General features: G+C 46.4%; 9 protein-coding genes. 6 read left to right on the top strand and 3 right to left on the bottom strand.

Annotation, left to right across the window (positions count from 1 at the left end; all coding sequences use genetic code 11):
- Positions 1-7: 7 nt before the first annotated feature.
- Positions 8-1,246 carry a glycosyltransferase family 4 protein gene (locus tag JHD45_RS07920; RefSeq protein ID WP_199475979.1) on the bottom strand — a complete coding sequence of 413 codons (1,239 nt, stop codon included), beginning with the start codon at positions 1,244-1,246 and terminating at the stop codon, positions 8-10.
- Positions 1,247-1,426: 180 nt separating this feature from the next.
- Between JHD45_RS07920 and fabV the strand changes: the two genes are divergently transcribed.
- Together fabV and JHD45_RS07930 are read left to right on the top strand one after the other, a co-directional pair.
- Positions 1,427-2,629 (top strand): enoyl-ACP reductase FabV, encoded by a 1,203-nt coding sequence (gene fabV, locus JHD45_RS07925; RefSeq protein WP_199475980.1) that lies wholly within the window; start codon positions 1,427-1,429, stop codon positions 2,627-2,629.
- A 135-nt stretch (positions 2,630-2,764) separates the two neighbouring features.
- Positions 2,765-3,397, top strand: coding sequence for a hypothetical protein (locus JHD45_RS07930; protein ID WP_199475981.1), 633 nt, complete (start codon positions 2,765-2,767; stop codon positions 3,395-3,397).
- 90 nt (positions 3,398-3,487) lie between these two features.
- Here the strand turns inward: JHD45_RS07930 and JHD45_RS07935 are convergent, their stop codons facing one another.
- The gene (locus JHD45_RS07935) at positions 3,488-4,240 is read right to left on the bottom strand and encodes a YciK family oxidoreductase (protein ID WP_199475982.1); all 753 of its coding nucleotides are present in this window, start codon (positions 4,238-4,240) and stop codon (positions 3,488-3,490) included.
- Positions 4,241-4,270: 30 nt separating this feature from the next.
- Positions 4,271-4,999 (bottom strand): bifunctional 2-polyprenyl-6-hydroxyphenol methylase/3-demethylubiquinol 3-O-methyltransferase UbiG, encoded by a 729-nt coding sequence (gene ubiG / locus JHD45_RS07940; protein WP_199475983.1) that lies wholly within the window; start codon positions 4,997-4,999, stop codon positions 4,271-4,273.
- A gap of 383 nt (positions 5,000-5,382) precedes the next feature.
- Here ubiG and gyrA point away from each other — a divergent pair, with 383 nt between their 5' ends.
- The 4 genes from gyrA to JHD45_RS07960 all read left to right on the top strand — a co-directional run bounded on the left by gyrA (position 5,383) and on the right by JHD45_RS07960 (position 12,628).
- Complete coding sequence (gene gyrA, locus JHD45_RS07945) at positions 5,383-8,085, top strand: DNA gyrase subunit A (protein WP_199475984.1); 2,703 nt, start codon at positions 5,383-5,385, stop codon at positions 8,083-8,085.
- 73 nt (positions 8,086-8,158) lie between these two features.
- The gene (gene serC / locus JHD45_RS07950; protein WP_199475985.1) at positions 8,159-9,241 is read left to right on the top strand and encodes a 3-phosphoserine/phosphohydroxythreonine transaminase; all 1,083 of its coding nucleotides are present in this window, start codon (positions 8,159-8,161) and stop codon (positions 9,239-9,241) included.
- A 2-nt stretch (positions 9,242-9,243) separates the two neighbouring features.
- Complete coding sequence (gene pheA, locus JHD45_RS07955) at positions 9,244-10,365, top strand: prephenate dehydratase (protein WP_199475986.1); 1,122 nt, start codon at positions 9,244-9,246, stop codon at positions 10,363-10,365.
- 55 nt (positions 10,366-10,420) lie between these two features.
- Complete coding sequence (locus tag JHD45_RS07960) at positions 10,421-12,628, top strand: prephenate dehydrogenase/arogenate dehydrogenase family protein (protein ID WP_199475987.1); 2,208 nt, start codon at positions 10,421-10,423, stop codon at positions 12,626-12,628.
- Positions 12,629-12,647: the final 19 nt, after the last annotated feature.

A 12,647-nucleotide genomic window follows, 5' to 3' on the forward strand; every position in this document is an offset into this window, starting at 1 on the left:
TTTCTTGCTAGCCCTTGCTTGCATCGCGTTGGTTTTTCAGTTCAATCCATTGAGACATATATTGAGTGCTTTTCATTGAGTGATGTCTGAGCATTTTGCCGAAAAAATGCTTTTTCCTTAAGTCTTCCTTTTGTTGATATTGCTGTTGGAGCTTGGTGATAAGCTTCGGAGTCCATTCCGTTTCCAAATAACGTGCGTTTAAAATCGTCGCGCCGTTTTTTTGCATTAATTCCCAATTGGTTTTGTCTTCGTATAGGAAAACCGCTGCTTCAATAAATTTGTCAATCTCATCAGTGATGACGCCATTCCATGGTAGTGCCCCATGCATGGCTTCTGCACCAATGTGTGTGGTAATGCTTGGCGTGCCCATCTGCATGGCTTCAACCAACTTTCCTTTGATGCCTGCGCCGAAGCGTAATGGCGCTAAACAGAGTCTTGCTTGTTGCATGACGGCCTGAGCATCTTCTGCCCAGCCTTTTACAAGAAAACCTTCTTTTGCATTGTGTAGTTGGGTGGCTTTAGGGGGTGGGTAGGCGCCATAAATATGCAGTTCGGCTTTGGGGAGTCGTTTGCGAAGACTGGGCCAGATTTTCGTTTTCAGCTGTAGTACCGCATCCCAGTTCGGTGCATGGCGGAAGTTGCCGATACTGATAAAGTGTTGGCGTGCTTCAAAACTGGGGAGCGAGGCGGCTTCTTGTGGCGGTGGGAGCATAAAGGGTAGGTGAAAAAGGTGTGTTTCTGGTACCTGGAATTCATCGATTAACAGTTTGGTTTCCATTTCTGAAATCATCAAGGTTAGGTCGCAGCGATGAATGGCGGCGATTTCTCGAACGCCAAGGTCGTTATACATGTCTTCTAACTGGAATGGTCGATTTTGTTTGACTGCCTGGTGTCTGGCATGACGAAGAGAATGGAGATCTTCTGTGTTGAGTATACGCAAGGCATTTGGACAGTATGTTTCAACACGCCAGCCAAATTGTTCTTCCATCATAAAGCGATCATACATCACCATGTCTGGGTTGGCACTGAGGATAAACTGGTTAAAAGACTCGTCGTTAAGAAGGATCTGCGTCGTCTGAATGCCAATAGCCTCTAAATCGGCCATATGCTCAGTTGGTTGCGCGGGACTAGCGAAGGTGACTTGCCAATCTTGTTTGCGAAAGGCGTTGAGGAGCTGCATCATGCGGCTACCCGCTGCAGAGGAGTTGGGTTCAGGCCAAACATAGCCGATGATAAGTAGGTGCACCTTGATCTCTTTGTTTTTTAAAAGGGTTAAGACTGAGTTTGAATCGTTGAATTTTGATTCAAGGTCAGGACATATTCATTGAGCTATTGTATCATGGTGGGCAAATTTGTCTTGTGTGGTTGATTCTTAGGATTGACGGATCACAAGGCGTAAGGAAAACATGTCATTGAGAGATTATATATGATCATCAAACCAAAAATTCGCGGATTTATATGTACGACAACTCACCCTGTGGGCTGTGAGCAAAACGTAAGGGATCAGATCGCCTTCACAAAAAGTAAAGGTCAAATTCAAAATGGGCCAAAAAAAGTACTTGTGATTGGGGCGTCTAGCGGTTACGGCTTGTCTTCTCGTATTGCTGCTGCATTTGGTTCTGGTGCTGCGACGATTGGTGTGTTTTTTGAAAAGCCTGGAACAGAAAAGAAAACAGGTACCGCTGGTTGGTATAATGCTGCCGCCTTTGATAAAGCAGCAAAAGAAGAAGGTTTGTACGCTAAAAGCATTAATGGCGATGCTTTTTCTAATGAAGCGCGTGATAAAGTCATTGAGTTGATCAAGCAAGATCTTGGTGAAGTGGATATGGTGGTGTATTCCTTAGCGTCGCCTGTTCGTAAGTTACCAGACACAGGGGAAGTGGTTCGTTCTGTTCTTAAGCCTATTGGTCAGCCTTACCGTTCTACTGCGATTGATACCAATAAAGATGTGATTATTGAAGCGGAAATTGAGCCGGCAACAGAAGAAGAAGTCGCAGCGACAACAACGGTTATGGGTGGTCAGGATTGGGAACTTTGGATGTCTGCTCTTAAAGAGGCTGGCGTACTAGCGGAAGGCGTTCGTACCGTTGCTTACTCTTATATCGGTTCTGATATCACTTGGCCAATATATTGGCACGGTGCGCTAGGTAAAGCAAAAGAAGACTTGGACCGTGCGGCGCATGCAATCAATGATCAGCTTGCTGAATTTGAAGGCGGTGCAAACGTGGCTGTACTTAAGTCGGTTGTGACTCAGGCCTCTTCTGCGATTCCTGTGATGCCCCTGTATCTTGCCATGGTATTCAAGGTAATGCGCGAAAAAGGGCTTCACGAAGGTTGTATGGATCAAATCTACCGTATGTTTGCTGAACGTTTGTACAACAATCATAATCCAGCAGAGCTTGTGGATGACAGTAACCGCTTGCGTCTGGATGATTGGGAATTGCGTGAAGATGTTCAACAGGCTTGTCGTGATCTTTGGCCGCAAGTCAATGATGGGAACTTGTTCGCAGAAACGGATTACCAGCTTTATAAAGATGAATTTTTGAAATTGTTTGGCTTCGGGGTTGATGGTGTGGATTATGAAGCGGATGCTGACCCTGTTGTCGAATTTGATGTAATTACACTGTAATTTACATATTAGTACCGTCGTGTTACGAAAAGGAGGTTGAGCTTAGCTTGGTCTCCTTTTTTAATAGGAGGATATATTTTATAGTCTACATGACGTTGTCTTTTGAGGTGTCTGGGTGCGTAATTTGGGGTTGTCATGAAAAGCATTGTTTGGGCTGTCTTGTTCTTACCGCTAACGGTTTGTGCGCAAAGGGTAGTCGAGGAGCCTGTTAATATCATTTACGGTGATAAGATTATTCATGCCCAGCACCAAGTTGTGCTCGATTCGCCTAATGAGGTAGATGTTATTCCTGTCGAAAAATCCAAGCCTACCGTCAAGGAACCGACGGTGGTGGTGTCTCCAGATGGCTCTTCTCGTGCTTATATAGAAGAAAATGCCATCGCGGCAAAAGATAATGAGATATATAACGAAATAAATCGTCGCACCGAGGAGGCGCCTTTCACTGTATTGTTTACAGGGCATATCCCTGAGGCGATTCAGGAAAAACGGCTACGAATGATGCCAGAGGTGGGCATTTTTGGTGATCAATTGAATAAATTGAATGCGGATGAAAAGCAGTCTGTAAAGGCCGCTGAAAAGTCTCAAGGTATTAAACCCGATGCGGGAGAGTTTTCGGCCATTTCGCCAGATGATGGTGGTAAGTCAATGGGCGGCAGCGCCTCTGCAGATAAGGCTGAAAAGCAGCCTGCGTCTACAGATGATGGGGCGACAACCCCCTCGAAAAAAACACAAGAAGAGAAATTGAATCAGTTGATTGGTGGTGGCTAGTTGTCATTGTATTGTGTTGAGGGGGGGAGGACTTATTTACTAAAAAAGAGACGGTGGCGGAGGACGCTGACCGTCTCTTTTTTTTGCCTTTTAGGCTTTTTGCGCCTGTGCGTCTAGGGATTGTCCATTGATTTCAAGGCTGTCATTGCCCATCAAATATAAATAAACGGGCATAATCTCTTCTGGGGTGGGTAGTGTTTCAGGGTTTTCGGCAGGGTAAGCGGCTGCACGCATCTGGGTTCTGGTCGCACCAGGGTTAATTGCGTTCGAGCGAATGTTGGAGATGTTGCCTAATTCGTCAGCAAGTAGTTGCATCATGGCTTCCGTGGCAAACTTAGAGATTGCATAAGCGCCCCAGTATGCTCTTGCCTTTCTTCCGACACTTGACGTGGTAAACACAATGGAAGCATTCGGTGCTTTTTCCAGTAGAGGTAAAAGTGCTTGGTTAAGAAGGAGTTGACTATGGACATTGACCTTCATGACTTGTTCAAAAGTATTGGTGTTGTAAGCAGAAAGAGGAGTGCGCTCGCCTAGCAGGCTGGCGTTATGGAGTATACCATCTAAATGTCCAAACTCATTTTTAATGGTGTTGGCAAGTTCTGTGTAGTCATGTTCCCCAGCACCATCTAGATTAAGAGGCACAATGGCGGCTTCCGGGTAGCCTTTTTCTTTGATGATGTCGTAGACCGCATCCAGTTTTTTGGCGGTTCTTCCAAGTAGAATAACGGTGGCACCGTATTGAGCGTAGGTGATTGCTGCTGCCTTGCCAATGCCATCGCCTGCGCCAGTGACCAAAATCACTTTATCTTTTAATAATTGCTCTGGGGCTTTGTAATCGAACATAGCAATTCTCTCTTTCTTAACGTAATGGTTTTATGCGTTCGGCTTTTGAGTATGCATCATATAATTGACGGATACATCTTTTGTGGTCAGCTTATAGTGCTTGGTAATTGGGTTGTAAGTCATGCCTATTATGTGTTGCACCTCTAAACCTGCATGTCGGGCGTAATTGCTAAGTTCAGAGGGTTGGATAAATTTTGCGTAGTCATGTGTCCCCTTAGGGAGCATGTTTAGAATGTATTCGGCACCAATAATGGCAAACAAATAAGCTTTAGGATTACGGTTTATGGTGGAAAAGAATACATCCCCGCCAGGTTTAGCTAGTTTCATGCAGGCTTTTATGACAGAAGAGGGGTCAGGAACATGTTCCAGCATTTCTAAGCAGGTGACAACATCGTATTGGCCTGCTTCGCGCTCCGCTATGTCTTCGGCGGTGATGCGCTCGTAATCAATATGTAGTTTTGACTCTTTCTTGTGCAGTTCTGCTACCGCAAGAGGGGCTTCTCCCATGTCAATGCCTTTCACTTGGGCACCTAGCTTGGACATGGCTTCGGATAAAATGCCACCGCCGCAGCCGACATCAATGACTTTTTTACCCTTAAGTGATTTTGCGTGTTCATTGATATAGTCCACTCGCAGTGGATTGATGTCGTGCAGGGGTTTAAATTCATTCTCGGTATCCCACCATCTGCTGGCAAGTGCTTCGAACTTTGCCACTTCAGTTAGATCGACATTGGTTTTGTGTTCTGTGTTGTCTGTCATGTTGGGTTCCAAAATAGAGTTTTAGTGGGTGTCTTTTCGTCATCTCTACGCGGATGTAAAGCGATAGAGTTTAGTGTGTTCTTAGTATGCGCTAAATGTAAAAGATTTCAGTGTGCTTTCATTATAACGACAACCTGTAGGCTGACCAACATTAAAAAGTGGAACTGTAGATAGGTAAGGGCGATTTGCTGTGGGGTGTGTGCGATATGTGACGGAGATCAATAAAAAAGTAAGGAGCAAAAAGTGGGTTTTTCAGACGATAAATCATGAACAAAACATGACGCCGCAGAGGTCTTATTTAATTCCTTATGGTACAATGCTGCGCTTATAAAAAGATATCAGGGCGTCTATCAGACTCCGAGGCATAAGGATCGGTTGTATCTATGGGTGAATTAGCCAAAGAAATTATTCCCGTCAGTATCGAAAATGAACTAAAGGGTTCCTACCTTGATTATGCGATGAGCGTAATTGTTGGGCGAGCGTTACCAGATGTGCGTGATGGGCTTAAGCCTGTTCACCGTCGTGTTTTGTTTGCCATGAATGAGCTAAAGAACGATTGGAATAAAGCTTACAAAAAATCGGCGCGTATTGTCGGTGATGTCATCGGTAAATACCATCCGCACGGTGATGTGGCGGTATACGACACCATTGTTCGTATGGCGCAGCCTTTCTCAATGCGTTACACCTTGATTGACGGTCAAGGTAACTTCGGCTCGGTGGATGGTGATAGTGCGGCTGCCATGCGTTACACAGAAATCCGCATGGAAAAAATCTCTCATCATTTATTGATGGACTTAGAGAAAGAAACGGTTGATTTTGTGCCTAACTATGATGGCACTGAATTTATGCCATCCGTTTTGCCATCTCGTGTACCTGGCTTGTTAGTCAATGGTTCTGCGGGTATTGCGGTCGGGATGGCGACGAATATTCCTCCGCACAATCTAGGGGAAGTCATTGATGGCTGTTTGGCGTTAATTAATAACGCTGATGTCACCATTGAAGAGTTAATGGAGCATATTCCTGGGCCAGATTTTCCAACGGCGGCCTTTATTAATGGTCGAGCAGGAATTGTTGAAGCTTATAAAACGGGCCGCGGACGCATTTATATGCGTGCTCGTCACCATATCGAAGATATGGAAAAAGGCAATCGCCAGTCGATTGTGTTCACGGAAATTCCTTACCAGCTAAACAAAGCGAAAGTGATTGAAAAAATTGCAGAGCTTGTAAAAGAGAAGAAGCTGGAAGGTATCAGCGAACTGCGTGATGAGTCCGATAAAGAAGGGATGCGCATCGTTGTAGAACTGCGTCGTGGTGAAAACCCCGATGTAGTGGTCAATAACATCTTTACTCAAACCCAGCTTCAGTCGGTGTTTGGTATTAATATGGTGGCCTTGGTTGATGGGCGTCCACAGTTATTGAATTTAAAGCAAATCCTTGAGTGCTTTGTTAAACACCGTCGTGAAGTGGTGACCCGTCGTACAATTTATGAACTTCGCAAAGCCCGTGAGCGTGGCCATATTCTTGAAGGTCTTGCGGTCGCTTTAGCGAACATTGATCGTGTTATTGAGCTGATTCGTACGTCGCCCACTTCTGCCGAAGCGAAAGAAAAACTGGTGACAGAAGCGTGGCAGCCTGGCGATGTAGTGGCGATGTTAGAACGTGCTGGATCGGATGCCTGTCGTCCAGATGATTTGGATGAGTGCTATGGTTTTGTGGACGGTATTTATCACCTTTCCCCTGAACAGGCACAAGCCATTCTGGATCTACGCTTGCATCGTTTGACAGGGCTTGAGCATGAGAAGTTGATGGGAGAGTACCGCTCTTTGATCGACGTAATTGCTGAATTGCTTTATATCCTGTCTAATCCTGAACGTCTGATGGAAGTCATTCGCGAAGAGTTGGAAGAGGTTAGAGACAGTTTTGGTGATGTTCGCCGTACCGAGATTTTGACCTCTCGTCAAGACTTGACGATTGCCGATTTAATTGACGAAGCGCCTATGGTAGTCACCATTTCGGATACGGGTTACGCAAAGTCTCAGCCGTTAGAGGAATATAAAGCTCAGCGTCGTGGTGGTCGAGGTAAGTCCGCATCCGCGATGAAGGACGAAGATCATATTAGCCATCTGTTGGTCACCAGCAGTCATGACACCGTGATGCTCTTTACTAATTTCGGTAAAGTGTATTGGTTGCGAGTATTTGAAATTCCGGTTGCCAGCCGCAACTCGAAGGGGCGTCCTATTGTTAACCTGTTGCCATTGGCAGAAGGTGAGCACATTTCGGCCTTGTTGCCGTTAACAGCGCCGGAGAAAAGCGATTCTGAAGTGGATGATGAGGATGCGAACCAAGAGGCGAGCAGCTACATCTTTATGGCAACAGCAAATGGTACCGTTAAGAAGACCGCGATGGAGCATTTTGCCCGTCCACGTTCAACGGGTCTGATTGCTTTGAGTTTGGATGAAACGGATGCTTTGGTTGGTGTGGCGCAAACCACAGGCAATGATGACATTATGTTGGTGTCCAGCTCTGGTAAGACGATTCGCTTCAATGAAGGGGATGTTCGTGCCATGGGGCGTACTGCAGCAGGTGTCCGTGGTATCCGTTTATCAGAAGAGGCCAAAGTCGTTTCTTTGATTGTTCCGCAGCAGGGTACGGCCGTGTTGATGGCTTGTGAGAACGGTTATGGTAAACGTACTATGATCGATGATTTCCCGGTCTATGGACGTGGTGGTCAAGGGGTTATTGGTATTCAAGTGTCCGAGCGAAATGGTCCGGTTGTTGGGGCCACTCAGGTCGATGAGACAGATGAGATCATTTTGATTACCGATCAAGGAACTTTGGTTCGTACCCGGGTTTCTGAGGTGTCTTGCCAGGGTCGTAATACGCAAGGTGTGACTTTGATCCGTTTAACCAACGATGAGCATCTAGTGGGTGTGGTTCGTGTGGTTGAGGATGATGAGAGTGAACTGCCTAGCGACGATGTTGTTGCAGATGAGCTGCAAAAAGGTGGTGATGCGCCTGAGAGTATTGTGGATGGTGAAGAGCCAAAAGCTGGCTTAGACCCTGACGCTAACGAAGACGCAGAGTAAAAAAACAACGGCGCACCTAGGTGCGTCGTTTTTCTGTTATCAGTCCTGATTTTTTTTAGAGGTAATAGGCGGGATGAGCCGAGTATACAATTTTTGTTCTGGTCCAGCAGCGCTTCCTGAAGCGGTTCTTGAAAAAGCACAGTCTGAGCTATTAGATTGGCATGGTGCTGGTGTGTCGGTGATGGAAATGAGCCATCGTAGCGCCGAGTTTATGTCAATTTTGGCATCGGCCAAAGCGCGTTTAGCGCGCCTGATGAGCATTAGCGATGACTATGAGATTTTGTTTGCACAGGGTGGCGCATCGACGCTATTCGCTCAGATCCCAGCCAACCTTACTCATGGTTATGATTCTGCCTGCTATCTCGACACAGGAACTTGGTCGTCAAAGGCCATCAAGGAAGCAAAGAAATATACCAACGTCATTTTAGCGGGATCTTCTAAAGAGCAGAAATATTGTACCGTGCCGGACTTCTCGACGCTGAATCTGGATGAGAAAGCGGCTTATTTGCACCTTTGCCCTAACGAAACTATCGGTGGTTTAGAATTTGCCGATTTACCGGAAACTTCTCTGCCGATTGTAGCGGATTTATCGTCAACGATTTTGTCACGCCAGATTGATGTGAGCAAATACGGTTTAATTTACGCGGGTGCCCAGAAAAACGTAGGTCCAGCGGGTGTCGTGATTTGTGTCGTTCGTAAAGACTTGCTTGCGCGTAGCTCTGACACGTTACCGACTGTTTGGAATTTTGACACGCTTGCTGCCAATGATTCCATGATTAATACTCCGCCAACGTTTGCTATTTACTTAGCCGATTTAGTGTTTGAGTGGTTAGAGGCTCAAGGTGGTGTGGCGGCGATTGAGCAGAAAAATATTGCCAAAGCCAATGCCTTGTATGCCGCCATTGATAACAGTGATTTCTACTCCAACCCCATTGACCCTCGCTATCGTTCTCGTATGAACGTGACATTCACATTGGCCGATGCTTCTTTGGAGGCGAAATTCCTTGAGGAAGCTGAGGCGGTAGGTTTGCGAACACTAGCAGGTCATCGCTCTGTTGGGGGAATGCGTGCCAGTATCTACAATGCTATGCCAATAGAAGGCGTGCAAGCTCTGATTGGTTTTATGCGCGATTTTGAAGGGCGTTACGGTAAATAATAATGTCTGATTCTATTCAAAACATCCCTGATACCTTGCCTTTGTTGCGAGATCGTATCGACTCGATAGATTCACAAATTCAGGCGCTGATTAATGAGCGCGCACGCTGTGCTCAGAAAGTAGCAGAAGTGAAACTGCTTGAGCAAGGCGAAGAGGGCGTGGTGTTTTATCGCCCAGAGCGCGAGGCGCAAGTGTTGCGTCGAGTAATGGAGCGCAATGAAGGGCCGCTTGGGAACGAAGAAATGGCGAAAATCTTTCGTCAAATCATGTCCTCTTGTTTGGCGCTTGAGAGGCCAATGCGTATTGCGTTTCTCGGACCTGAAGGAACATTTACTCAACAGGCTGCCTTAAAGCATTTTGGGGCGTCCATTATCAGTTCTCCTATGGCGGCCATCGATGAGGTGTTTCGCGAGGTAGAGTCTGGGGCGGCGCATTATGGTGTGGTGCCTGTTGAGAACTCCACAGAAGGTGTCGTGAATCATACATTAGACAGTTTTCGCGATACCCACTTAAAAATTTGTGGGGAAGTTGAGGAACGTATCCATCATCATTTGTTGGTGAGCCCGAATATTGATCCTGCAGATGTGACGCACATTTACTCTCATCAACAATCATTGGCGCAATGTCGTGCTTGGTTGGATCGATACTGGCCACATGCTGAGCGTATTGCGGTCTCGTCTAATGCGGAGGCGGCGCGTCTTGCCTCAGAGGCTGGTATGTCCGGTAAAGCAATTGCGGCCATCGCTGGTGAAATTGCCTGTGAGCTTTATGGGTTGGTAAAAGTCTCTGCCAATATAGAGGATCGACCTGATAACACCACGCGCTTTTTGGTGGTAGGTAAACAGGATGTGGCGCCAAGTGGCTGTGATAAAACATCTTTGCTCATCAGTGCCAAAAATGAACCAGGGGCTTTGTATCATTTGTTAGCCGCTTTTGATCGCAATGGTGTGGACATGACACGGCTGGAGACGAGGCCATCTCTTGTGAGTCGCTGGGATTATGTTTTTTATATCGACTTTGTTGGTCATCATCAAGATAAGGCTTGTCAGTCTGTGATTGAAGAGTTAAAGGCTAGGGCCTCGGAAGTCAGGGTGCTGGGGTCTTATCCAGTCGCCGTGCTGTGAGCTTGATAATGTGGCGAATACCGTTAGGTATAAGGGTCTTATAAGCGTGTTGGATATGGATACAAAAGAAGTGCCCTTGTTTGGGAATGTGTTGGTCGTTGGTCTCGGCATGATTGGCGGTTCTTTCGCTAAAGCACTGAAAGAGCGAGGTTTGGCGACTTTGTATGGGGCCGATAGGCGTGAGTCTGAGCTGGTGCTTGGCGTTTCAGCAGGGGTTATTGATCATCCGGCAAAACTTACTGCCGAGTTCATTGTAAAAATGGATGTTATCATACTGGCTACGCCTGTGAGGGCGATGGAGTCAGTCTTGTCTGAGATAAAGCCTTATTTAAAACCAACCACTTTGTTGACCGATGTTGGGTCGACAAAGGGTAGTGTTGTGGAGGCCGCTAAGCGAGTATTTGGCAATATGCCAGCAAACTTTATTCCTGGACATCCGATTGCTGGTGCGGAAAAAAGTGGTGTGTTGGCGGCCAATTCGCACTTGTTTGAAAAGCATATGGCGATTGTGACCCCGCTGCCAGCCAGTGATCCTGTGTTGGTGGATCGTTTGCATCAGTTGTGGATGGCTGTTGGTGCGGAGGTTGTGAGCATGGATGTGGAGCATCACGACTATGTGCTTGCGTCCTCTAGTCACTTGCCTCACCTTTTGGCTTATACTTTGGTTGATGCATTGGCGAACAGTGATCGTAGCCAAGATGTGTTTAAATTCGCGGCGGGTGGTTTTCGTGACTTTACGCGTATCGCCTCGAGTGATCCTGTCATGTGGCGCGACGTCTTTCTTTCGAATAAAAAAGCGACGTTAGCGACGTTAGATCATTTTACTGAGCGTCTCGCCGTGATGAGAGAAGCCATAGAGCAAGGTGATGGGGCTGGCATGTTTGGCGTATTTACACGGGCTAAGTCTGCCAGGGATCACTTTTTGCGTTTGTTGGAGCACCGAACTTCTGGACGCTCTCAAGAAATAAAGCCTATTTCGCTCAATGTGTCTCCTGTTTCTTCGATAAAGGGAGAAATTTCTTTGCTGGGTGACAAATTTTTGTCACATAAGGCGATTACCCTAGCCTGCCTGTCAGAAGGGATCAGTGTATTACAGAATGTTGATTTGAGCGGTGATGTATTAATTACCTTACAAGCTTTTCGAGACATGGGGGTCGTGATTGAGCAAGTGTCTGCGAGTCAATTGCGGGTTCATGGTGTTGGTCTCAAGGGCTTAAAGGCGCCCATTGCTCCGATTAATGTCCATGAGTCGATCATGAGTTTGCATCTTTTGTTGCCAGTTTTAGCGGCTCAGAGCTTTTCTTCTAAGGTGATTGCTGAAGGTGTATTACTCAATCGACCTATGGGGAACTTGTTTGGTTTAGTGCGTTCTATGGGAAGTCGTCTAACGCCAAGTGCGGCTGATTGTTTGCCTGTCGTGCTTGAGCCTAGTGCATTGGATGGCAGAATCTTGATTACCCCATATGGTGAAGAATTATTGGATACGACGGCATTGCTGGCGTTGCTCTTTTTACCTGAAGAGGCAAGGTTGCAAGGTTGTTCGACATTAGATGTCAATCGAGATGTGTTTGCGAGTTTTTCCATTCAGTTGCAGAGTCAGGAGGGCGGGGTTGCTCGCTCTGGCTTAATGCCAAAGGCCGGTGAGATTGTTTTGCCTGGTGATGCAATGAAAGCCGCTTGGTGGATGTTGTTGGCGAGTTTGTCTCCAGGGTCAAAGCTGACATTAAAAAATGTATTTTGCGAGCGATTGGCAAAGGCTTATTGGCCGATACTGGCGGCAGCAGGGGCAAACTTTTCTGTGCAGAGAAGTAAAGAGGGGGGCTTTGATATTGGAGAATTGATGGTCTCCTTTGCTCAATTGTCTCCTTTGCTGCTTAATGCAGAGCAGGTGTATGAGGTGCGCGATATGTTGCCTTTGTTGTGTGTTGTCGCTGCCTGCTCTAATGGCACTAGTTCTCTAAGTGGTATCAATTTATTGCCTTATTATCATGAGGATAGAGTGCAGTGTTTAGTGGATGCACTTGTACAAGTGGGTATTGAATGTGAATACCATTCAGGACATTTGAAAATTGTTGGTGGTCTTCCTACTGGCGGCGAAATGGATTGTGCCGGTGATTACCATCTTGCGCTAGCGATGTTAGCCATTGCTGTGCGAGGCTCTGGATCAACAAAAGTAGATGATTGCCAAAAAATATTAAACGAGTTTACAGAATTACAAGAGGTAGCAGCGCGAGTAGGTTTTCACTGCGCTGTTGCTCAATAGCATTGAAAGAGGAAGATTT

Source organism: Marinomonas spartinae (assembly GCF_016461715.1).
Lineage (GTDB): Bacteria > Pseudomonadota > Gammaproteobacteria > Pseudomonadales > Marinomonadaceae > Marinomonas > Marinomonas spartinae_A.

Excerpts from the sequence above, each read along its gene's own strand:
- fabV (WP_199475980.1), top strand. The coding sequence starts at position 1,427 with ATGATCATCAAACCAAAAATTCGCGGATTTATATGTACGACAACTCAC.
- JHD45_RS07930 (WP_199475981.1), top strand. The coding sequence starts at position 2,765 with ATGAAAAGCATTGTTTGGGCTGTCTTGTTCTTACCGCTAACGGTTTGT.
- JHD45_RS07935 (WP_199475982.1), bottom strand. The coding sequence starts at position 4,240 with ATGTTCGATTACAAAGCCCCAGAGCAATTATTAAAAGATAAAGTGATT.
- ubiG (WP_199475983.1), bottom strand. The coding sequence starts at position 4,999 with ATGACAGACAACACAGAACACAAAACCAATGTCGATCTAACTGAAGTG.
- gyrA (WP_199475984.1), top strand. The coding sequence starts at position 5,383 with ATGGGTGAATTAGCCAAAGAAATTATTCCCGTCAGTATCGAAAATGAA.
- serC (WP_199475985.1), top strand. The coding sequence starts at position 8,159 with ATGAGCCGAGTATACAATTTTTGTTCTGGTCCAGCAGCGCTTCCTGAA.
- pheA (WP_199475986.1), top strand. The coding sequence starts at position 9,244 with ATGTCTGATTCTATTCAAAACATCCCTGATACCTTGCCTTTGTTGCGA.
- JHD45_RS07960 (WP_199475987.1), top strand. The coding sequence starts at position 10,421 with ATGGATACAAAAGAAGTGCCCTTGTTTGGGAATGTGTTGGTCGTTGGT.